We start from the raw sequence: 20,573 nt of genomic DNA on the forward strand, positions 1-20,573 counted from the left end.
ACTTATACAGAAAGGGGACTCCAACATGTTAGCGGCTTTCCAGCAACAACAAACACGAAAATTTTCACCTATCACAAATACTTCTGCGTCTTGTTTGAACATACAACCTAATCCACCTAAAATTTCAATTGCTCCTTCTGTTATTTCAGTCATTGGTGTTCATATGGGAAAAAATAAGTTGAAAATAAGAACGGGACAAAGCACTGAGTTATCAGCTTCCGTGTTGCCGATGCAAGCGACGAATAAAGAACTTATTTGGACAAATATGAATGCTGATGTCATCACCATGTATCCAAATGGGGATACGGTAACGATTACTGGAAAAAGTGCCGGAAGAGCAGTCGTCATTGTCACAACTGCTGAAGGAAAGTTCCGTGATCTATGTATGATTCATGTACAACCTTATATGACAAACCCAAAGTAAAAGAGTGGCTTCCGAGCCACTCTTTTACTTCATTTCAATGTGCGGATTTTTACTTTTAACAAGATTGATGAATTGCGCTTTATCTTTAGGAGAAATAATTTCTGTTTGATGCGCGCCGTAAACAATTTCAAATCGATCAAATGATAAAGCATGAGCCGCAATTGGATTTTTCGTATTTGAAATTTGTTTTATATCTCGTATCAATATGCGCTTTTTAACGGGACCGGATCTAATAGTAATTGTTTCTTCTGCGACGATGTATTTTGTGGAAAACCAACTCCAAATAAATAATATGGCTAATGGGATTGTAAAAAATAAAAGAAAATACTCTCTACCTGCAAATAAAGGAGCAAAACACGCTCCAATGACAACGAAAAAAATCGGATATAACCAGACATCTTTTTTTGATGGAAACTCCATTTCCCTCCCCCTTCTACACCCGTATTTCTATAAAACAAAAAGAGAAGTATCACCACTTCTCTTTTCTCTCTTAACATTATAATTCCTGTGTATACGCTGGCTCGTTTACTACATTTTTTGCCGTTCGCTTTTGTTGCTGTAGTAAGAAAACAGATACACCAAACAATACAAGTATGCTACCGATCACTTGCATGGCATTTAATCTTTCCCCGAGTAAGAAGAAAGCTAGTATTGATGCTCCAACTGGTTCACCTAAAATACTCATTGAAATTGTTGTTGCATTTACGTAGTTTAATAGCCAGTTATTAATGACGTGTGACACTGTCGGCACGACCGCAAGTAAAAGAAAAACGGTCCAATCCCACTTCGTATAACCTATAAAAGGCACTTGCAATACTATATTATAAATCCCCATAAAAATACCTGCGAATGCAAAGACTGTAAAGCTATAAATCCAGTGTGATACTTTCTTTACTGTCGTTTGTCCGATAAATAAATAACCGACAACTGCTATTACACTTAAGAAGGATAATATATCTCCATAAATTGCTTGTTCACTTAGTCCTAAATCCCCCCACCCAATACACATTACGCCTAATATCGCAATTCCCATTGTCGCAATAGCTGAGTATGTTGTTCTTTCTTTAAATAAGAAAAAACCTCCAACTAAAGATACGATTGGCTGAAGCGCTAATATAATCGTCGAACTCGCAACTGTCGTATGCTTTAAAGATTCAAACCATAAAAGAAAATGAAGTGCTAAAAAGAAACCAGATCCAATTAAAAGTCCCCAATCTTTTATTTGAATCTTACTAAACTCTTCCCGTTTTTTCAAAACAATAGGCAACATAATAAGTACGATAATCCATAATCGATACATGCTTAATATGGAAGATGGTGCTGAGGACATCTTTACAAAAACTGCTGCGAATGAAATGGCTATAATGGAAATAGCTAATGGTAGTGCAATCGATCTTTCTTGTTTCAAATTCCGTCTCCCCTCTCACCTGTCAAAAATCCCACTTCATTATATCCGTTTTCTTTCCTAACTTAAATACTAATTTTTTAGATTCTTCGTACCATTATGGTAAAATAGAAACGAAAGCACCTATTAGTGAATATTTCTTTCTTTTTCACTACAAGCGTCGCTCTTACAATCATTATAGTAAATTTTTATTTAGGGGGATCCACATGAATCAAACAATAGGGAGAATTGAAGAGATTTCATTTTATAGTGCATCACTTCAAGAAGATGTTACACTTCTCGTTTACTTACCAGTAAATTACACACCACTGCACAAACATACAGTGGTCATTGCACAAGATGGTAGAGATTATTTTCAGCTTGGTAAAGCGCACCGTGTAATTGAGCGCCTTCGTGAAACTGAAGAAATTGACCGTACAATTATTGTCGGTATTCCATATAAAAATGTACACGATCGTAAAGAAAAATATTTCCCAAATGAAGTGAAAAACGCTGCTTATATTCGCTTCCTTGCTCATGAACTTGCACCATATATCGACGAAAATTATCCAACGTACCAAATGGGAAAAGGTCGTGTGTTAATTGGTGATTCTCTTGGCGGAACAGTTTCCTTTATGACTGCACTTATGTATCCGCATACATTCGGTAAAGTCGTTATGCAATCACCATTTGTGGATGAAACAGTGATGAATTTAGCGAAAGAATTCAAAAATCCGGAGGCGCTAGAACTTTATCACGTCATTGGAACAGAAGAAACAGCTGTAAAGCGCACGGATGGACAAGTATCTGATTTCGTAGGGCCGAACCGTGAGCTTAATACGCTTCTGACAGATAGAAATTTCATTACACATTACGAGGAATTTGAAGGTAATCATACGTGGAAATATTGGCAAACTGATTTACCGAAAGCTTTCTCTCATATGCTATCAATGAAATAATAGAGAGCAGTATTCAGAATAATTTGATATAATAGATTAAGAGAGTTATTTTCTCAAAATCTAACTAGACTTACAAAGGGAGGAATTGGAACATGAAATTAGGCATTGTAATTTTTCCATCTAAAATGATTCAAGATAAAGCGAACGGATTGCGTAAACGTTATGATCCGCACTACGCATTAGTTCCGCCACATATTACATTGAAAACACCCTTTGAGACGCAAGACGAACAATTAGAATCGATTGTAAACGAGTTACATACAATCGCAAGTAAAACGAACCCTTTTACCCTTCATGTTGGAAAAGTTGGTTCATTCGCACCTGTTAATAATGTTCTTTATTTTAAAGTAGAAAAAACACCGGAACTTACTTTCTTAAATGAGGAAATGCACAGCGGGTTCTTTACACAAGAACGCGAATACGCTTTCGTACCTCATTTAACAATCGGTCAAGGCTTATCTGATGCAGAGCATGCTGATGTACTAGGTCGATTACGTATGAAGGATTTCTATTATGAACAACCAATTGACCGCTTCCATCTTCTATATCAATTAGAAAACGGAACATGGACTGTACACGAAACATTCCGCCTTGGAAAGGGGAACAACTAATTTGCATGCACAGATCGTACAAACGGAAGAACAACTAAGAGATGCATTCTCTGTACGTAAGCAAGTATTTGTAAATGAGCAGCAAGTTTCTGCCGAAGAAGAGTATGATGAGTTTGAAGAAACTTCTATACACGTTGTTATATATGATAATGATGTTCCCGTTGGTGCTGGGCGTTTTCGCACCATTGATGGGATTGGGAAAATGGAACGCATTTGCGTACTAGCTTCCCATCGTAAAAAAGGCATTGGAAAAATTGTTATGGATGCACTTGAAGCATATGCGAAGGAACACTCGTTACAAAAATTGAAGTTGCATGCTCAAACACATGCTGAAGATTTCTATAAGAAACTTGGATATGTAACGAGTTCTGATGTATTCATGGAAGCAAATATTCCTCACGTCGTTATGATAAAAGAATTGTAATTTAAAAACAGGAGGTATCCCCTCCTGTTTTTTACATTGCTATTTTCTTTTTCTTCCGCTAAAGTTAAATGTTGATGCTATAGTTTTGAAGGTGAATATATGACACAAGAAAAATTTTCACAAAAATCATTAACGCACGCTGATATTCCACGTGCAACATATCATATTCCAAAAACATCTACCCATTTAATTATGGAAGAAGATGCAGATGCGGCGTATTTCCGTGCTCTCGAACAACAAAATGTATTTTTAAACGAAAAACAATTAGAGGCCGTACGAACGACAGAAGGTCCTGTTCTGACATTAGCTGGTGCCGGAAGCGGGAAAACATCTGTTTTAACAACTCGCGTAGGTTATTTAGTAAATGTAAAACAAGTTCATCCGCGAAATATTTTATTGCTTACATTTACACAAAAAGCGGCTGAAGAAATCCGAAATCGTGTAGCGAATTTACCAGGTATGAATCATGCCGCAAGTAGCTACGTTGTTGCTGGTACGTTCCACTCTGTCTTTTTAAAATTGCTTCGTAGTCAAGGATATAATCAGCAAATTTTAGCAAACGAAAAACATAAACAAATTATGATAAAGAAAATTTTAAAAGAATTGCGTTTAAAAGACGCTTATGATGCTGAAACGATGCTCGCGATGATTTCACTTGAGAAAAACAAATTGAATCGCCCGAAAGATGTACGAGCAAAAACACCTGTTGAACAAGAATTTAAAGAAGTATACGAGCGTTTTGAAGAAGTGAAACAACGATATAATTATATTGATTTCGATGACATCCTATTAGAAACATATTATATGTTAGAAAATAATGCTCCTTTGCTTACCCAATTACAACAACGTTTCCACTATATTGAAGTAGATGAGTTTCAAGATACATCGTATGCACAATATGAAATTGTAAAATTGTTAGCTTCGCCAAAAAACAATTTGTTTATCGCAGGTGATGACGATCAGGCAATATACGGCTGGCGAGGAGCGAGTCACCAAATTATTTTATCTTTTCCAAAAGAATTCGATAACACTACGATTATCGCACTGAATACAAATTATCGATCCAATCCTTTTATCGTCGGACTTGGAAATGAAGTGATTAAACTAAATCAAGAGCGCTTTGATAAAGAGCTATATTCTGTACGTGAAGAAGGTGTACAACCTTTTTACGCAAGACCAGCTACGACGCTTGATGAAGCAAATCAAATTTTGCAGCTCATTCAAGAAAAGGTAGATACCGGTGAACGAAACTATAAAGATTTTTGTTTACTGTATCGCACACATTCTGTAAGCCGTTCATTACTTGATCAGCTTACCATTCACAAAATCCCGTTTATTAAGCATGGGGCGAGTCAGTCATTTTATGAACATTCTTTAATTAAGCCTGTATTAGATCATTTAAGACTGGTGATTGAGCCGTTTCGATTAGAATCACTTTCAAATATATTACCAACGATGTATATTGGGCGTGATGATTGTATTTCCTTTATTGAACGTGAACAATGGAAATATGGTGAAGGCCGTTTTCCTTCTCTTCTTCATTTCTTATTATTAAATCCGAGCTTAAAACCTTTTCAAGTGAAAAAGGTAAATGAGCGTATCGATTTTATTAAATTTATAAAAGAATTAGAACCGAAAAAAGCATTAAAGGAAATTATTCATGGTAAAGGAAAGTATTTAGAGTACTTACAAAGTAACGATCGTTCTTCCTTTACGATGCATAAAGATATACAAGAAGAAATGTTAGAAGAATTAATGGAGTCGGCAAATCGTTTCACCGATATTCCATCTTATTTACAATTTATTAATGAAGCAATTCAAGGTCAAAAGGAAATGGAAGCATTAAAAACAATGCCGCAAAAAGATGCTGTTTCGCTTATGTCTATTCATAACGCAAAAGGTCTTGAATTTCCATGCGTCTTTTTACTTGGAGCGAGCGATGGTATTCTGCCCCATACTTCTTCTTTAAAAGATGCAAATGATCGTGTTACAGAGACTTCTGAAGCTTTAGAAGAAGAACGCCGACTACTTTATGTCGCTATTACACGTGCAAAAGAAGAACTTTACATTTCCTCTCCGCAATTTTTCAGAGGAAAAAAATTAGATATATCTCGTTTTTTATATACTGTTCGAAAAGATTTACCTGAAAAGACATCCACGAAATAAGGATGTCTTTTTTTATATTGCATTATGTACATCCCTACTATATAAATTCCTTGTTTTGATCGTAAGAATTAACGTAATATCAGCCATATCCCGTTCATATTGTAATAGTGTATGTCAGAACTCACGATAAGGAGTGAACATAATGAGCTGCAATTGTAACGAAGATCATCATGACCATGATTTTGATTTCAACTGTGTATCCAATGTCGTTCGTTTTATACATGAACTACAAGAATGTGCAACGACAACATGTGGATCTGGTTGCGAAGTTCCATTTTTAGGTGCACATAACAATGCATCAGTAGCCAATACACGTCCCTTTATTTTATACACAAAAGCCGGTACACCATTTGAAGCATTCGCACCATCTGCGAGCCTTACTAGCTGCCGTTCTCCAATTTTCCGTGTCGAGAGTATAGATGATGATGATTGCGCTGTATTACGTGTATTAAATGTAGTATTAGGTGACGGGTCCCCTGTACCACCTACTGACGATCCAATCTGTACATTTTTAGCTGTACCAAATGCAAGATTAGTATCAACCTCCACTTGTATTACTGTTGATTTAAGTTGCTTCTGTGCTATTCAATGCTTACGTGATGTTTCTATACAAAGCTAAATAATGATTTAAGCATGGATTGGGTGGCAGAGTTTTCTGCCACCCAATCCATGCTTAAAAGGTATTATTATGTATTTTTTATAAAATTGGGAACTTGTCTAGAACATAGAACCTGTCCTTTTCATTAACTGAAAGTAGAAACAGATAAAGGAGTGAAAAACATGTTCTCTTCTGATTGCGAATTTACTAAAATTGATTGCGAGGCAAAACCAGCTAGTACACTACCTGCCTTCGGTTTTGCTTTCAACGCGTCTGCACCTCAGTTCGCTTCATTATTTACACCATTACTATTACCTAGCGTAAGTCCAAACCCAAATATCACTGTTCCTGTAATAAATGATACAGTAAGTGTCGGAGATGGCATTCGAATTCTACGAGCTGGTATTTATCAAATCAGTTATACATTAACAATTAGTCTGGATAACGCACCTGTTGCACCAGAAGCTGGTCGTTTCTTCTTATCATTAGGTACACCAGCTAACATTATTCCTGGGTCAGGTACAGCAGTTCGATCTAACGTTATTGGTACTGGTGAAGTAGATGTATCCAGTGGTGTTATTCTGATTAACTTAAACCCTGGCGATTTAATTCAAATTGTACCAGTTGAGTTAATTGGAACTGTAGACGTTCGTGCTGCAGCATTAACAGTTGCACAAATTAGCTAGTAAAAAGCGGTATTTCTTCATTAGAAATACCGCTTTTTATATGTATAATAAAAAACACTCACAGTAACATGAGTGTTTCATTCTTCATAGTGTTTTATTGTGTTCTTCTTTTTCCCGCAATTACATCCTTTTTTCTTTACAAATCCTTGTTGTTGTAACTGTTCTTGATATGCCTGTTGTTGTGCTTGGTGCTGTTGCTGTATATGATACCATTGCTGCAGGTCATATGAATTTTGCCTTGGATTATTGCTCACAGCAAACATCTCCTCTACTGTCAATTCTGTCTATTTACTATATGAACAACTCTTAATTTCCGTTCCCTCCTTCTTTTAAACTCCGCTTTTTCTCTTATTATGAAAATATATTATTCTCCCATAAAATATCCTGTAATCGTTTCAATGATTGCTGCTGCTCCTGCAATAGCTAATAATGCAAGTAACGGCTCTGCAACGATAGAGATCCAATTATATAAAACTAATAAAAAAGCACTAACCCATACACCTGTACACCAATAACAACTTAATAATTCGCCAATCCACTTTCTTAACCCTTTCCCTTTTACTTTTGTAAAAGTTGATACACTTCCATCCGGCTCTGTAATCTCTAATTCATCAATAAACGGTCTTCGCAAAAAAGCTGTAATTTTATCATACACAATTAAACGAGTGAGCCTAAAAGCAGCTAACGCGAAAATAAAAAATAAAAGCCAACTTGTAAACAGCATGATTCCACCTTCCCTTATCTTCTTTCGCCTATTTAAAAAAAAAGGTCTTGAGATTGTGACCAAATCTCCTCGACTCCAATATCTTATTAATGTAAATACAAACAAGAAGATAAGGAGTGACATTAATGAGTTGTAACGAAAATAAACACCATAGCTCTTCTCATTGTGTAGTTGACGTTGTAAAATTCATCAATGAATTACAAGATTGTTCTACAACAACGTGTGGATCTGGTTGTGAAATTCCATTTTTAGGTGCACACAACACTGCATCAGTAGCAAATACACGCCCTTTTATTTTATACACAAAAGCTGGAACACCATTTGAAGCATTTGCACCATCCGCAAGCCTTACTAGCTGCCGTTCTCCAATTTTCCGTGTGGAAAGCGTAGATGACGATAGCTGTGCTGTACTACGTGTATTAAGTGTAGTATTAGGTGATGGCTCCCCTGTACCACCTACTGATGACCCAATTTGTACGTTTTTAGCTGTACCAAATGCAAGACTAGTATCGACATCTACTTGTATTACTGTAGATTTAAGCTGTTTCTGTGCGATTCAGTGCTTACGCGACGTTTCTATCTAATAATGAAGTAAACTAAAAAACTATTGGGGTGGTAGAAGCATTCTACCACCTTTACATATTTAAAAGCCTGCCATACTAATCGATTGGATATCCTCTATAGATAACCGAATATCTCTCATACTATTTGGCGGCATAATGGATACCATGCCATTACGATACGATATGATCGATCCAACATATGAGACTGTAGCTGTTTTTATTCTGCACCTTACTTTCGGAATGTAATGAGGGCGGTTTAATAAAAAATGAATTTTCTCTTCATTATTCATATCCTTAAATGATTTATTATACGGGACAGTTCTCACTGGCTCTTGCTGTTCTTGCTGTTCTTTCTGTTCTTGTTGCTCTTGTACTTGTTCCTCTTCTTCTATTGTTTCTTCTACTTGTTGCTCTTCTTGCTGTTCTATTACTTCTTCCACAGCACTACTTACAACATTTTCGTTTCTATTACTTTCCTCTTTTCGATCCTCATTTTCAAAGTTTGTTAAGATAATTCTTTTTATTTTCGGTGCAGCAAGTTCCAAATTTACTTGCGCAATATATAACAACGGTTTTCCAACTGTTGAACTTTTATTTTTATTCTTCACACTCGTCCCTCCCACTTCCATACGTAGCTGAATAAATCGTGTACTATTATAGTTATATTCATAACGTGGTAAGAACTTTCGTTAAAAATCGTTCTTTCTAAGAACAAATAAAAAGGACAATCTCAACATGTAGAGATTGTCCTTTAAAAATTCATATTATGTTTATCCTAAGATATGATATCCTGAATCAACGTGAATGTTTTCTCCTGTTACACCGCGTGCTAAATCACTGAATAAGAATACTGCTGTATCCCCAACTTCTTCCGGAGTTGTTGTACGGCGAAGTGGTGCGCGCTCCTCAATTTCTCTTAAGATTGAGTTAAAGTCGCCTACACCTTTTGCAGATAACGTACGAATTGGACCTGCAGAAATAGCGTTAACACGAATGCCGTGCTGACCTAAATCGTTAGCTAAATATTTTACGCTCGCTTCTAATGAAGCTTTCGCAACACCCATAACGTTATAGTTTTTCACAACGCGCTCGCCGCCAAGATATGTTAACGTTAAAATATTTCCGCCTTCTGTCATTACTTTCTTCGCTTCTCTTGCTACAGCTGTTAAAGAGAATGCACTAATATTTTGTGCAAGTAAAAATCCATCGCGAGAAGTATCTACAAATTCACCTTTTAAGTCGTCACGATTTGCAAAAGCAATACAGTGTGCAACACCGTGAATTGTACCAACTTCTTTCTTGATTGTTTCAAAGCAAGCTGTAAGTTCTTCATCATTCGTTACATCACAAGGTAATACAAGTGATTCTTGTCCTTCTAATGTGTCCGCTAATTCACGAACGTTTCTCTCCAAACGTTCTCCTGCATATGTGAAGATTAATTTTGCACCTGCATTATGCAAAGAGCGAGCAATTCCCCATGCAATACTTCTTTGGTTCGCAACGCCCATAACAACAAATGTTTTCCCTTGTAATAGTTCCATGATATATCCTCCCAGAAATACTTATACTTGTTATTAGTACCTGATACTATAATTATAGTAACATAAAACCTCTTAAAGGCAAACAAAAAAGTCATTAACTTCAAAATCGTTAATGACTTTTTGTTTCTATAAAAAAACGCTCTAATCCTTCTTCCCAAGAAGGCATTTGTAAAAAACCATTTAACCGTAGCATGTTATGTTGGAAAACAGAATATTTCGGTCTCGCTGCCGCCGCCCCAAATTCTTCGGTTGAAACAGGGAATACATTCACTTTCATATTTGCATACGAAAATATTTTTTGGGCAAATTCAAACCAAGAACACGAGCCTCTATTTGATACATGATACGTACCGTATAAAGAAGTGCGAATGAGCTTATTAATCATCACATTTAAATCCGCCACATAAGTCGGAGAACCAATTTGATCCGCTACAACAGATACTTCTGCTCTTTCTTTCCCTAATCGCATCATCGTTTTCACAAAATTATTTCCATACTTACCATATAACCACGATGTGCGAACGATAAAATATTTATTATGTAACTCTTTGACGAACTGCTCTCCTGCATATTTAGAAGCTCCGTATATATTTATCGGCGCCGGATTATGAAATTCATCATACCCTTCCGGTCTGTCGCCCTGAAATACATAATCGGTACTAATATAAACTAACTTCGCTCCTACTAATTGTGAAGCAACCGCTACATTTCGAGCTCCTATTGCATTTATTCTATACGCAAGATCTGGCTCTCTCTCAGCATGATCAACCTTCGTATACGCTGCACAATGGATAATGATATGTGGCCTTATTTCTTGTACCACTTGCTGCATTTGGGATATATTTGTTATATCTAGTAACTTTTTATCAAATGGATATATGTCATATTTTTCAGGATTTAACTCTTCTTGTAGTTGCTTTCCCAATTGACCATTTGCTCCTGTTATGATAATCCGTTCTTTCATTTATATGCCCCTTACTTTTCTTTTAGTGGTTTCCACCATTCTATATGATGTTCATACCATTCCACCGTTTCTTTTAGCCCTTGTTCAAACGTATACTGTGGTTCCCAGCCAAACTCATTTTTCATCTTTTGCGCATCAATCGCATAACGACGATCATGCCCTAAACGGTCTGTAACATACGCAATGTCTTTTTTCGTCTTTCCTAACAGAGAGATAATTTGTTCCACAACATCTACATTTGTTTTTTCATTATTTCCACCTATATTATATACTTCCCCTATACGTCCCTTATGCAAAACAACGTCAATCGCACTACAATGATCCGTTACATGTAACCAATCTCTTACATTTAATCCATCGCCATATAACGGTAATTTTTTCCCTTCCAGTGCATTCGTAACCATTAATGGAATTAGTTTTTCAGGATATTGATATGGCCCATAGTTATTGGAGCAACGCGTTACTAAAACTGGTAATTGATATGTTTTATAATAGGATAAAGCTATCATGTCGGCGCTCGCTTTACTTGAAGAATATGGACTATTTGGAGCTAATGGAGTTTCCTCAGTGAATCGACCTGTTTTCCCTAAAGAGCCGTACACCTCATCTGTTGATACTTGCACAATTTTAATATGCGGATATTTTTTCACTAATTCTAATAAGGTGACTGTACCGATTATATTTGTATCATAAAAAGGGATCGGATTTGCAATACTACGGTCCACATGTGATTCAGCTGCGAAATTGACAATTACTTGCACGTCACGCTCCTTAATAACATGCTCCAGCAGCTCTCCATTTTGAATTTCCCCTTTTACAAAAAAGTAATTCGGATGATCTTGAAGAGACTTCACGTTATTTAAATTCCCGCTATATGTTAATGCGTCGAAATTAATAATTTTATATGTTTCATAGCTTTGTAACATGTAATGAACAAAATTACTTCCAATAAAGCCGGCCCCACCTGTTACTAATATATTCATAAACAACTCTCCTACTCAAAAGCTATCTTCACATTCCTGAAGTGACGGTAATACTCGATCTTTGTCAGACAAAATAGGACTTGTTACTGGCCATGGAATTGCTAATTCTTTATCGTTCCAAAGTACCCCTGAGTCATGATTGGCACTATAATACTCATCTACTTTATACATCACAATCGTATGCGGAACAAGTGTACAAAAACCATGTGCAAATCCTTTTGGTACTAATAATTGCCGGTGATTATCTGCACTTAAAATATATCCTCCCCACTGCCTAAACGTTGGGGAATCTTTTCGCAAATCGACGATAACGTCATAGATTGCTCCTTGCATAACTTGAATAAGTTTCGTTTGCGCTTTCGGATTTTTTTGAAAGTGTAAGCCCCGAATCGTTCCCGCTTCTGCTGAATACGAAACATTATCCTGTACAAATGAATACGTAATCCCCAATGTTTCTAGCACCTTCTTATTATAACTTTCCGTAAAAAAGCCACGCTCATCTCCAAATAACCTCGGTTCTAACAATTTTGCATCAGTAAAGTTTGTTTGGACAACTTTCATATTCTCACCTATTCTCCGTTAAACTGCTTCCCAAAGTTTATATCCCGCGCTAACGTATTCGCCTTTTGAAGAGAAACATGGGTTCCCGCATCCGTCCACCAACCGCTCATTTCATTATAAGTAAGTACCCCTCGTTTTAAATACCAATTATTAATATCTGTAATTTCAAGTTCTCCCCTTGCGGAAGGTTTTAATTCTTTTATATAAGAAAAGACTTTCCAATCATACAAATAAATTCCTGTGACTGCATAGGAACTTTTCGGCTCTTTCGGTTTTTCTTCAATTTCAATTATTTTTCGGTTTTGAATATGCGCTACACCAAATCTCTCCGGATCATCTACAGATTGCAGCAGTACTTTCGCACCTTCTTTTTGATTTGCAAACTCTTCCACATACGGGCGAATGTCATCAGAAAAGATATTATCTCCCAATATAACTACCATACGATCGTTCCCGACGAAATTCTCACAAAGCCCTAATGCTTGTGCAATTCCGCCCGCCTTATCTTGCACACGATACGTAAAGGATACACCAAACTCTTGACCACTTCCTAAAAAACTAACAACATCTCCCATATGCTCTTTACCTGTAATAATCATAATATCTGTGATTTCACATTGTTTTAGCTTATATACCGCATGATAAATCATTGGATATCGTCCAACAGGAAGCAAATGTTTATTCGTTACTTTCGTTATTGGATATAACCTTGATCCAGTTCCACCTGCTAAAATAATTCCTTTCACCCTGCATCTCTCCCTTATGATGGAGATAGTATATCTTTGTAATGTTCTACAAACACTTTTCGATCCTTCTCATATGTATCCGCATCAAACTCATCCCCGTTGTAGTGAATACACCATAAATTTGCTTGATTAGGGATACCAATTAAATAACCTGCCTTTTGAAACTCTAAAGACTGCGACACATCATAAAAGTGGAATCCTTGAAATAAGTCTTCTCGCCACGGGATATCATACTGTGTGGCCATTAATAATCCATCAATTGCCTGAACTGACATAAATGATTGATTTCCATAAAAGAGCTGATCTAAATTTAATAGTTGGTAATTCTGTCTTCTATACTCAATCACTTTCCCTACTAAATTTTTCCCTTCCCACCATATCCCGTTGCTCGGTAAAAACTGAGCACCAGCTACTCCAATTAAACCAAGTTTTTCGTTATCTTTAAAAAGAGAAATAAGTGTATAAAACATCTCACGATTAATAAGATAAGTATCTTGATGTATATAAACCTTATACTTCGCGGGATATGAAAGTGCTCGGTTATATGCACTTGCCATACTTTTCGCATCTCGTATCGGAAAAATTTGTACAACATAACCAGGGGGAACAAAAAGGTTTCTTATTTGTCTCTCACACTGTTCAAATAACTCTTCATTGTTTATACAAACAACAACTAATATTGTATGATCTTTCATTTTGTAGCCCCTCTATTCGTCTTGATTTACATCTGACATATAGTGCTCCACAAAGATCTTTCTATACTTTTCATAGTTGGTCATATTCACATCAATATGATAGTGAATGCACCAAGCATCACGCTGTACAGGAACCCCAACTGTATAGCCAGCTTTTCTAAATTCAAATGATTGGGACACATCATAATAGTCAAACCCATCAAATAAGTCTTCTCGCCACGGAATATCGTATTGCGTTGCCATCAATAAACCATCAATACATTCCACAGGCATAAATGTTTTTGACTCATGGTACGGCTGTTCTTGACTTGCCATATAAAATAAATCATTCATATAACCAATTACCTTTCCAACAACTCCTTTTCCTTCATTCCATACCCCATTTGGAGGAACATATTGTGCTCCAATCATTCCTATCATCCCAAGATGTTCATGTTCGTTAAATAATTGCAGTAGTCCATGTAAAAATGCTACATTCATAATGAAAACATCTTGGTGTATATACACTTTATATTTTGCTGGATGCGAAATCGCTTGATTATATCCGCTCGTCATACTTTTCGCATTCCGAATTGGCATAAACTGTACAACATATCCTGGCGGCACTGCCAATCTCAATATATGTCGTACACACTGTGCATACATTTTCGAATCATTTATACATGTAACAAATAATATCGTTTTCTCAGCAGCGCTCATAACGGTGATTTTTCTGCTTCAATAATATACTGAAATACTACCGTCTCAGCCATGAAGCCACTTCCAAGACGATATTTTTTACAAACTCCATATAACTCCTCAATTAACGGTTCATACATTTTATGATCAATATATACACGATCTACTTTACTAATAGAATATCCTGCTTTTAAAAACATTCGGAGCATTTCATTAAATGTAAAGAAACGAATATGCGTTTTATCTAATAAACCATATTCTGTATACGACCAATTTCCAGCAAGTAAGGGAGCTAATACTGAGATGTGAGCAACGTTCGGTATACTAGCCAAAATCACACCATTATGCTTTATATACGGTTTTACTTTTTCTATTACAGCCCATGGATCAAATAAATGCTCTAATACGTCACCAAATATAACACAATCAAATTGCTCTTCCTCATACGGCATCTCCATTGTTTCTATATCACCTAAAACAACATGATCTAGTTTTTCTTTTGCTTGTTCTGCTGCCTCTGGGAATGCCTCAATTCCTGATACACGTGTGCCATTTTCTTTTATTGCTGCTCCCAACGCACCACTCGAGCAACCAATATCAAGAACTTCTTTCCATTCCTTTTTTATATGCTTTAATAAATTCGGATTCACTGCATTATAATAATGACCAGATTTTTCTTCATATAAAGAATTTTTTGGGGAATTCATTTCACACACTCCTTATGCAAATTGAATTTGAAATATAAACCTCATATGAAGTCTATAAATATAACCATTGCTGGTTACATTACCGATACTTTACTATATAGTCAATCTATTAGAGTTAGAATCGTGATAAACTATTTCTAAAAAAAACAACCTATAACGATTTTTTTTGTTGATCAAAAATGCTCCGAAAATATTTGCGGTTATATTCAATTGCAGCATTATTTGGAACGTAAGAAGCTGCTAATTCGTTGTAATAATAAGCCTTGTCTTGTTCTCCTAACTTGCTATAACAAATGCACATTTGTAAATAGGGAAGCCATGTGTAGCTAGCTGGACTATGAAATGGACTCTCCGTGGCCATTGGTACTTCCGTTGCAAGTTTAAACCAAAATATCGCTTCATTATATTTTTGTTGTTCCATATATATATATCCTATTCTTGTACAATTCTCTCCTCTAGGAATAGCATACCGAAACGACTTCACACAAGATTCAACTGCCTTTTCCCATAATCCAAGCTTTGCATAGCAATCTCCTAATTTACCACATGCATAAATTTTCTCTTCATACCATCCTTCGTCTTGATTAAGAAATGTTTCATATAGAAGAACTGCATCATCATATTTTTGGTTATCCATACATTCATTTGCGTAATAAAATAAATCTCTCGGACTCAATTCTTCTCCAGCTGCTACAGCATCTTGAAAAATTTTCAAATTACGATTTGTTACCTTTTTTTCTTTTTTATGTGTAATAGCAACATTACTACTAAAAGTTTCACCAGAAATAGCTAAATATTCATGGACCTTTCCAAACCATTGAAATTGTTTTTCACGCTTTACAAGTCGATTTCTTTTTGTACAATATAAAGGTTTCCCGTTAGAATCCATTGCAAGATGATAAGGCATCGAAACAGCATCAATTTTAGGATCCAATTCTCTTTTTAACAGTTTCAATGCTTCTTGAGCATCTTCTAATAATACGTCATCTGCATCTAGCCACAATATATACTCTTGCGTCGCTTTTGAAAAAGAAAAATTTCTAGCTGCCGCAAAATCATCAATCCACTGAAAATCATATATGTTAGAAGTATATTTCTCTACGATTTCTTTCGTTCGATCAACGGAACCTGTATCAACAACTATAATTTCATCCACAATTTTCTCTACGGTGTCTAAACAACGGGCTATGGTCTCTTCCTCATCTCGAACAATCATACACAAACTAATTGTAATTCCTTGCTTGTTCAACATAATCACCCTCTTCCAAATCAATCATATGTTATACATATACTAAACTTTCCAATTTTTTAAATTGTTCAAGCAGTTTAAGATTTCTTTTTAATAATTCAAATGTCCGTGTCATTTTCTTTCGGTTTTGCATCTACTATATAATGAACGCTTTATGGAGGTGAATTTATGTCAAATAATAATTATTCAGATGGATTAAATCCCGATGAGTCTTTATCAGCTAGTGCATTTGACCCTAATCTTGTAGGACCAACATTACCACCGATACCACCGTTTACCCTTCCTACCGGACCAACCGGGCCGACTGGACCAACTGGGCCGACTGGGCCAACTGTACCAACTGGGCCGTCTGGACCAACTGGACCGACTGGGCCAACTGGGCCAACTGGGCCAACTGGGCCAACTGGAGGCACTGGTGCTACTGGACCAACTGGGCCAACTGGAGGCACTGGTGCTACTGGACCAACTGGGCCAACTGGAGACACTGGTGCTACTGGACCAACTGGGCCAACTGGAGACACTGGTGCTACTGGACCAACTGGGCCAACTGGAGACACTGGTGCTACTGGGCCGACTGGTGCTACCGGACTGACTGGGCCAACTGGGCCAACTGGGCCATCCGGACTAGGACTTCCAGCAGGACTATATGCATTTAACTCCGGTGGAATTTCTTTAGATCTAGGAATTAATGATCCAGTACCATTTAATACTGTTGGATCTCAGTTTGGTACAGCAATTTCTCAATTAGATGCTGATACTTTCGTAATTAGTGAAACTGGATTCTATAAAATTACTGTTATCGCTAATACTGCAACAGCCAGTGTATTAGGGGGTCTTACAATCCAAGTGAATGGAGTACCTGTACCAGGTACCGGATCAAGTTTAATCTCACTTGGAGCACCTATCGTTATTCAAGCAATTACGCAAATTACGACAACTCCATCATTAGTTGAAGTAATTGTTACAGGGCTTGGGCTATCATTAGCTCTTGGTACGAGTGCATCTATTATTATTGAAAAAGTTGCTTAATTTTTTACTTAGCAGTAAAACTGATATCAGTTTTACTGCTTTTTCATTTTTAAATTCAATCATTAAATCTTCCTTTTCTACATAGTCATAATGTTGTATGACATTCCGCAGGAGGCACTTATATGGAAAATAAATCAGCTGTCCAGCTTTATCTTGAGCTATTAAAGAAAACCATTTTATTTGAAATATGGTTAGAATACGAACCATACTTACCTGCTTCGTTACATATATCTAAAGAGCTATCATATGAACCAGTTACAGTTCCACTTCCTTTGTTTCTTAAGCAGTATGTAGAAAACCACAATTTAAAAATCGTTAATCCTAACGTTTCAAACAATGAGCGTCAAGGTGGTAAGGATTGGCCAAGAGCAGCACACAGTATGGTTGGCCGAAAGCGTATGAATCAATTACATGCGGCTATGGAAACTGTTGTCCGTGAAAATATAGAAGGTGATTTTATTGAAACTGGTGTATGGCGCGGGGGATCATGCATTTTTATGAATGGGTTTTTACAAGCAAACAATATTACAGATCGTACTGTGTGGGTCGCTGATTCATTTGAAGGTTTGCCAGCACCTAACTTAGAACAATACCCGAAAGATTACGGTGATTATTTGCATACATTCGATTACTTACGAGTTTCTTTAGAAACAGTGCAAGAAAACTTTAGAAAATACGATTTATTAAATGATCAGGTGAAATTTTTAAAGGGTTGGTTTAAAGATACATTGCCTTCAGCACCGATAGAAAAAATTGCAATTGCTCGCCTTGATGGCGATATGTATGAATCAACGATGGATAGTCTTGTAAACTTATACGACAAAGTTACAACAGGTGGCTTTATTATTATTGATGACTATGGATTAGTAACATGCGCAGAAGCTGTAACTGATTTCAGAAATGAAAGAAACTTACAAGCTCCTATTATTAAAATTGATGATTTTGGTATTTATTGGAGAAAAGAATAGAATACAAGTTTATTTTTTTGAGAGGAACTTTACACTACTTATTATCGTGTAAAGTTCCTCTCACTATAACTGATGAACTTATATGCAATAGAAATCCCCTACTTTACTACAAGGACGGAGTGAATGTATGAACGAAAATAAGAAAAAATCCACATTAATTCCACCTCCAGAACTCGTTCAATATGTAGGTGGTCACTTTGAAGAAGTTGGAAAAGAGTTTATGCAGTATTTTATTGAAATTGGAAATTTAAAATCAAATGAAACAGTGTTAGATGTAGGCTGTGGTATCGGCCGGATGGCGGTTCCATTAATGAATTATTTAAGCGATGATGGTACTTATTATGGATTTGACTTATTCAATGAGGGCATTACATGGTGCAAAAACAACATTTCAACACGCCGTAACAATTTCCATTTCGAACATGTCGATATATATAATCAATTCTACAATCCCGATGGAAAAGAAGATGCTTCCCAATACAAGTTTCCATATGAAGATGAATCATTTGATTTTATTTTTTTAACGTCTATATTTACCCATCTCCTTCCGAATGAATTAGAACATTACGTATGTGAGATTTCTCGGGTTCTAAAAAAAGACGGAAGATGTTTTATTACTTTCTTTTTAATTAATCCTGAATCTTCCTATTACTTAAATGCAGGATTAAGTACGTTAGGTTTTTATCATCAAATTGACAATTGTTATGTTCTAAATAAAGAAATCCCGAATTTCGCAGTTGCCTATCCTGAGGAAGATATTCGTACCCTATTAAATAAGTATGGACTAGAAATGCAGACTCCCCCCCATTATGGATCATGGTGTAGCAGAACTCAACACACAAGCTATCAAGATATTATTCTTACACAAAAAATTTCCGAAAGGTAGTTGTATATGAATAATATAAAAAATCCACCTCTCGTTTCCATTCTTATTCCAACCTATAATCGGCCTCATTATTTTAAAATCGCTCTAGAAAGTGCATTAACACAAACCTATCCAAACATTGAGATTATTGTAGGAGACGATAGTACGAATGATGAAACAGAGATTTTAATGCAGACACATTATTTACCTAATCATAAACACATAACATATATTCGAAATGCCACGACTCTAGGACAATTTAATAACTCACTTATGCTATTAAAGCAGTCCCATGGAGAGTACATAAATTTCTTAATGGATGATGATATATTTTATAATAGTAAAATTGAAAAAATGATGTTTTATTTCCAAAAAGACTTAGATCAAAATCTCGCACTTATTACATCTTATCGTACTTGGATTAATGATGATGGAGAGATAATTGAACAACATCCCTCCATGAAAAGATTATATGATGAAGATACTCTATTAAATGGGAAAGATCTTGGAAACCATATGCTTATACTAGGGCAAAATATTATTGGTGAACCTACGACTGTACTCTTTCGAAAACGCCTATTAACAGAGCCTTTCGGTACTTTAAATGGTAGAAATTATAATTGTAGTGTGGATATGGCTTCTTGGATCAGTTTACTTTCCAAAGGTGATGCGATCTATATCACGGAACCTTTAAGTTCTTTCCGCCTTCATACGGGACAGCAAGTACATCACAAATACCTTGAAGGTTGCGAAGATTTTTCACATCTCGTTTTACATTCAAAAAAATATGGTTTTCTACAAGAGATTGACTATTACAAAACGAGTCTGTTAAAAGCTTGCGAATGGTATAAAAATGCTACAACATTTTATCAGCTATATCCAGAACTCATTCCAACGACCGATACACATACACGCCTTTCTCATTGTTTGAATATAGTTACCAAAGAACTCCATGCAATATAATCCATCACAAGGGAGGATTCCTTCCTTGTGATGTATGACTTCCCGCAAATAGTGGAATAAATGTATGCATAGTCTGCTTGTATAT

26 protein-coding genes are annotated in these 20,573 nt (G+C 36.1%); 12 read left to right on the plus strand and 14 right to left on the minus strand.

The window, feature by feature from the left end; translation table 11 throughout:
* The first annotated feature begins 25 nt into the window (after positions 1-25).
* Positions 26-424: an Ig-like domain-containing protein gene (locus ACZ76X_RS08260; RefSeq protein ID WP_479850149.1), complete on the plus strand. Its 399-nt coding sequence runs from the start codon at positions 26-28 to the stop codon at positions 422-424.
* Between the two features lie 24 nt (positions 425-448).
* Here ACZ76X_RS08260 and ACZ76X_RS08265 read toward each other — a convergent pair whose 3' ends face one another.
* A complete protein-coding gene (locus tag ACZ76X_RS08265) occupies positions 449-844 on the minus strand; it encodes a PH domain-containing protein (RefSeq protein WP_479850150.1) in 396 nt (131 codons plus the stop codon).
* Positions 845-920: 76 nt separating this feature from the next.
* Positions 921-1,832 (minus strand): DMT family transporter, encoded by a 912-nt coding sequence (locus ACZ76X_RS08270; RefSeq protein WP_479850151.1) that lies wholly within the window; start codon positions 1,830-1,832, stop codon positions 921-923.
* A gap of 203 nt (positions 1,833-2,035) precedes the next feature.
* Here ACZ76X_RS08270 and ACZ76X_RS08275 point away from each other — a divergent pair, with 203 nt between their 5' ends.
* The 6 genes from ACZ76X_RS08275 (at position 2,036) to exsF (ending at position 7,252) form a co-directional block, all read left to right on the plus strand.
* Positions 2,036-2,767, plus strand: a complete 732-nt coding sequence (locus ACZ76X_RS08275; protein ID WP_016716887.1) for an alpha/beta hydrolase — start codon at positions 2,036-2,038, stop codon at positions 2,765-2,767.
* A 92-nt stretch (positions 2,768-2,859) separates the two neighbouring features.
* Positions 2,860-3,378, plus strand: a complete 519-nt coding sequence (locus ACZ76X_RS08280; protein ID WP_000765878.1) for a YjcG family protein — start codon at positions 2,860-2,862, stop codon at positions 3,376-3,378.
* A 1-nt stretch (position 3,379) separates the two neighbouring features.
* A complete protein-coding gene (locus tag ACZ76X_RS08285) occupies positions 3,380-3,802 on the plus strand; it encodes a GNAT family N-acetyltransferase (protein WP_479850152.1) in 423 nt (140 codons plus the stop codon).
* A 99-nt stretch (positions 3,803-3,901) separates the two neighbouring features.
* Positions 3,902-5,968 (plus strand): ATP-dependent helicase, encoded by a 2,067-nt coding sequence (locus ACZ76X_RS08290; RefSeq protein WP_479850153.1) that lies wholly within the window; start codon positions 3,902-3,904, stop codon positions 5,966-5,968.
* 142 nt (positions 5,969-6,110) lie between these two features.
* Positions 6,111-6,587 carry a spore coat protein CotY gene (cotY, locus tag ACZ76X_RS08295; protein WP_098667941.1) on the plus strand — a complete coding sequence of 159 codons (477 nt, stop codon included), beginning with the start codon at positions 6,111-6,113 and terminating at the stop codon, positions 6,585-6,587.
* A 161-nt stretch (positions 6,588-6,748) separates the two neighbouring features.
* The gene (gene exsF, locus ACZ76X_RS08300; protein WP_098667940.1) at positions 6,749-7,252 is read left to right on the plus strand and encodes an exosporium protein ExsF; all 504 of its coding nucleotides are present in this window, start codon (positions 6,749-6,751) and stop codon (positions 7,250-7,252) included.
* Positions 7,253-7,329: 77 nt separating this feature from the next.
* Here the strand turns inward: exsF and ACZ76X_RS08305 are convergent, their stop codons facing one another.
* Both ACZ76X_RS08305 and ACZ76X_RS08310 read right to left on the minus strand, forming a co-directional pair.
* Entirely contained in the window at positions 7,330-7,515 is a 186-nt protein-coding gene (locus ACZ76X_RS08305; protein ID WP_098667939.1) for a cytochrome C oxidase subunit III, read from the minus strand.
* A gap of 101 nt (positions 7,516-7,616) precedes the next feature.
* The gene (locus ACZ76X_RS08310; protein ID WP_479850154.1) at positions 7,617-7,976 is read right to left on the minus strand and encodes a DUF1360 domain-containing protein; all 360 of its coding nucleotides are present in this window, start codon (positions 7,974-7,976) and stop codon (positions 7,617-7,619) included.
* A 125-nt stretch (positions 7,977-8,101) separates the two neighbouring features.
* Between ACZ76X_RS08310 and exsY the strand changes: the two genes are divergently transcribed.
* The gene (gene exsY, locus ACZ76X_RS08315; RefSeq protein ID WP_098667938.1) at positions 8,102-8,560 is read left to right on the plus strand and encodes an exosporium assembly protein ExsY; all 459 of its coding nucleotides are present in this window, start codon (positions 8,102-8,104) and stop codon (positions 8,558-8,560) included.
* Positions 8,561-8,619: 59 nt separating this feature from the next.
* Here exsY and ACZ76X_RS08320 read toward each other — a convergent pair whose 3' ends face one another.
* The 10 genes from ACZ76X_RS08320 to ACZ76X_RS08365 all read right to left on the minus strand — a co-directional run bounded on the left by ACZ76X_RS08320 (position 8,620) and on the right by ACZ76X_RS08365 (position 16,666).
* The gene (locus ACZ76X_RS08320; protein ID WP_479850155.1) at positions 8,620-9,168 is read right to left on the minus strand and encodes a spore coat CotO family protein; all 549 of its coding nucleotides are present in this window, start codon (positions 9,166-9,168) and stop codon (positions 8,620-8,622) included.
* A gap of 141 nt (positions 9,169-9,309) precedes the next feature.
* A complete protein-coding gene (gene fabI / locus ACZ76X_RS08325) occupies positions 9,310-10,080 on the minus strand; it encodes an enoyl-ACP reductase FabI (protein WP_474866065.1) in 771 nt (256 codons plus the stop codon).
* 109 nt (positions 10,081-10,189) lie between these two features.
* A complete protein-coding gene (gene rfbD, locus ACZ76X_RS08330; RefSeq protein ID WP_479850156.1) occupies positions 10,190-11,044 on the minus strand; it encodes a dTDP-4-dehydrorhamnose reductase in 855 nt (284 codons plus the stop codon).
* A gap of 11 nt (positions 11,045-11,055) precedes the next feature.
* Positions 11,056-12,027 carry a dTDP-glucose 4,6-dehydratase gene (gene rfbB, locus ACZ76X_RS08335; RefSeq protein ID WP_479850157.1) on the minus strand — a complete coding sequence of 324 codons (972 nt, stop codon included), beginning with the start codon at positions 12,025-12,027 and terminating at the stop codon, positions 11,056-11,058.
* A 15-nt stretch (positions 12,028-12,042) separates the two neighbouring features.
* Positions 12,043-12,588 carry a dTDP-4-dehydrorhamnose 3,5-epimerase gene (rfbC, locus tag ACZ76X_RS08340; protein ID WP_479850158.1) on the minus strand — a complete coding sequence of 182 codons (546 nt, stop codon included), beginning with the start codon at positions 12,586-12,588 and terminating at the stop codon, positions 12,043-12,045.
* 8 nt (positions 12,589-12,596) lie between these two features.
* Positions 12,597-13,334 carry a sugar phosphate nucleotidyltransferase gene (locus tag ACZ76X_RS08345; RefSeq protein ID WP_479850159.1) on the minus strand — a complete coding sequence of 246 codons (738 nt, stop codon included), beginning with the start codon at positions 13,332-13,334 and terminating at the stop codon, positions 12,597-12,599.
* A gap of 14 nt (positions 13,335-13,348) precedes the next feature.
* Entirely contained in the window at positions 13,349-14,029 is a 681-nt protein-coding gene (locus ACZ76X_RS08350; RefSeq protein ID WP_000651513.1) for a glycosyltransferase family protein, read from the minus strand.
* Positions 14,030-14,041: 12 nt separating this feature from the next.
* A complete protein-coding gene (locus ACZ76X_RS08355) occupies positions 14,042-14,728 on the minus strand; it encodes a glycosyltransferase family protein (protein WP_001271203.1) in 687 nt (228 codons plus the stop codon).
* Positions 14,725-15,414, minus strand: coding sequence for a class I SAM-dependent methyltransferase (locus ACZ76X_RS08360; protein ID WP_208752593.1), 690 nt, complete (start codon positions 15,412-15,414; stop codon positions 14,725-14,727). Before ACZ76X_RS08360 ends, ACZ76X_RS08355 begins: the two co-directional genes overlap by 4 nt.
* A 151-nt stretch (positions 15,415-15,565) precedes the next feature.
* Positions 15,566-16,666: a glycosyltransferase gene (locus tag ACZ76X_RS08365; protein ID WP_479850160.1), complete on the minus strand. Its 1,101-nt coding sequence runs from the start codon at positions 16,664-16,666 to the stop codon at positions 15,566-15,568.
* 165 nt (positions 16,667-16,831) lie between these two features.
* Here ACZ76X_RS08365 and ACZ76X_RS08370 point away from each other — a divergent pair, with 165 nt between their 5' ends.
* The 4 genes from ACZ76X_RS08370 to ACZ76X_RS08385 all read left to right on the plus strand — a co-directional run bounded on the left by ACZ76X_RS08370 (position 16,832) and on the right by ACZ76X_RS08385 (position 20,488).
* On the plus strand, positions 16,832-17,692 hold the full coding sequence (locus tag ACZ76X_RS08370; RefSeq protein WP_479850161.1) for a BclA C-terminal domain-containing protein: 861 nt from the start codon (positions 16,832-16,834) through the stop codon (positions 17,690-17,692).
* 122 nt (positions 17,693-17,814) lie between these two features.
* Positions 17,815-18,660: a TylF/MycF family methyltransferase gene (locus ACZ76X_RS08375; RefSeq protein WP_479850162.1), complete on the plus strand. Its 846-nt coding sequence runs from the start codon at positions 17,815-17,817 to the stop codon at positions 18,658-18,660.
* A 127-nt stretch (positions 18,661-18,787) separates the two neighbouring features.
* Positions 18,788-19,546, plus strand: coding sequence for a class I SAM-dependent methyltransferase (locus ACZ76X_RS08380; protein WP_479850163.1), 759 nt, complete (start codon positions 18,788-18,790; stop codon positions 19,544-19,546).
* A gap of 6 nt (positions 19,547-19,552) precedes the next feature.
* A complete protein-coding gene (locus ACZ76X_RS08385; protein WP_479850164.1) occupies positions 19,553-20,488 on the plus strand; it encodes a glycosyltransferase family 2 protein in 936 nt (311 codons plus the stop codon).
* Positions 20,489-20,573 lie beyond the last annotated feature (85 nt).

The organism is Bacillus sp. BC05(2025) (assembly GCF_056725905.1).

Excerpts from the sequence above, each read along its gene's own strand:
- ACZ76X_RS08370 (WP_479850161.1), top strand. The coding sequence starts at position 16,832 with ATGTCAAATAATAATTATTCAGATGGATTAAATCCCGATGAGTCTTTA.
- ACZ76X_RS08375 (WP_479850162.1), top strand. The coding sequence starts at position 17,815 with ATGGAAAATAAATCAGCTGTCCAGCTTTATCTTGAGCTATTAAAGAAA.
- rfbC (WP_479850158.1), bottom strand. The coding sequence starts at position 12,588 with ATGAAAGTTGTCCAAACAAACTTTACTGATGCAAAATTGTTAGAACCG.
- ACZ76X_RS08275 (WP_016716887.1), top strand. The coding sequence starts at position 2,036 with ATGAATCAAACAATAGGGAGAATTGAAGAGATTTCATTTTATAGTGCA.
- ACZ76X_RS08280 (WP_000765878.1), top strand. The coding sequence starts at position 2,860 with ATGAAATTAGGCATTGTAATTTTTCCATCTAAAATGATTCAAGATAAA.
- fabI (WP_474866065.1), bottom strand. The coding sequence starts at position 10,080 with ATGGAACTATTACAAGGGAAAACATTTGTTGTTATGGGCGTTGCGAAC.
- rfbD (WP_479850156.1), bottom strand. The coding sequence starts at position 11,044 with ATGAAAGAACGGATTATCATAACAGGAGCAAATGGTCAATTGGGAAAG.
- ACZ76X_RS08365 (WP_479850160.1), bottom strand. The coding sequence starts at position 16,666 with ATGTTGAACAAGCAAGGAATTACAATTAGTTTGTGTATGATTGTTCGA.
- ACZ76X_RS08385 (WP_479850164.1), top strand. The coding sequence starts at position 19,553 with ATGAATAATATAAAAAATCCACCTCTCGTTTCCATTCTTATTCCAACC.
- ACZ76X_RS08265 (WP_479850150.1), bottom strand. The coding sequence starts at position 844 with ATGGAGTTTCCATCAAAAAAAGATGTCTGGTTATATCCGATTTTTTTC.
- ACZ76X_RS08350 (WP_000651513.1), bottom strand. The coding sequence starts at position 14,029 with ATGAAAGATCATACAATATTAGTTGTTGTTTGTATAAACAATGAAGAG.
- ACZ76X_RS08260 (WP_479850149.1), top strand. The coding sequence starts at position 26 with ATGTTAGCGGCTTTCCAGCAACAACAAACACGAAAATTTTCACCTATC.
- rfbB (WP_479850157.1), bottom strand. The coding sequence starts at position 12,027 with ATGAATATATTAGTAACAGGTGGGGCCGGCTTTATTGGAAGTAATTTT.
- ACZ76X_RS08355 (WP_001271203.1), bottom strand. The coding sequence starts at position 14,728 with ATGAGCGCTGCTGAGAAAACGATATTATTTGTTACATGTATAAATGAT.
- ACZ76X_RS08380 (WP_479850163.1), top strand. The coding sequence starts at position 18,788 with ATGAACGAAAATAAGAAAAAATCCACATTAATTCCACCTCCAGAACTC.
- ACZ76X_RS08360 (WP_208752593.1), bottom strand. The coding sequence starts at position 15,414 with ATGAATTCCCCAAAAAATTCTTTATATGAAGAAAAATCTGGTCATTAT.
- ACZ76X_RS08320 (WP_479850155.1), bottom strand. The coding sequence starts at position 9,168 with ATGGAAGTGGGAGGGACGAGTGTGAAGAATAAAAATAAAAGTTCAACA.
- exsY (WP_098667938.1), top strand. The coding sequence starts at position 8,102 with ATGAGTTGTAACGAAAATAAACACCATAGCTCTTCTCATTGTGTAGTT.
- ACZ76X_RS08310 (WP_479850154.1), bottom strand. The coding sequence starts at position 7,976 with ATGCTGTTTACAAGTTGGCTTTTATTTTTTATTTTCGCGTTAGCTGCT.
- cotY (WP_098667941.1), top strand. The coding sequence starts at position 6,111 with ATGAGCTGCAATTGTAACGAAGATCATCATGACCATGATTTTGATTTC.
- ACZ76X_RS08290 (WP_479850153.1), top strand. The coding sequence starts at position 3,902 with ATGACACAAGAAAAATTTTCACAAAAATCATTAACGCACGCTGATATT.
- ACZ76X_RS08305 (WP_098667939.1), bottom strand. The coding sequence starts at position 7,515 with ATGTTTGCTGTGAGCAATAATCCAAGGCAAAATTCATATGACCTGCAG.
- exsF (WP_098667940.1), top strand. The coding sequence starts at position 6,749 with ATGTTCTCTTCTGATTGCGAATTTACTAAAATTGATTGCGAGGCAAAA.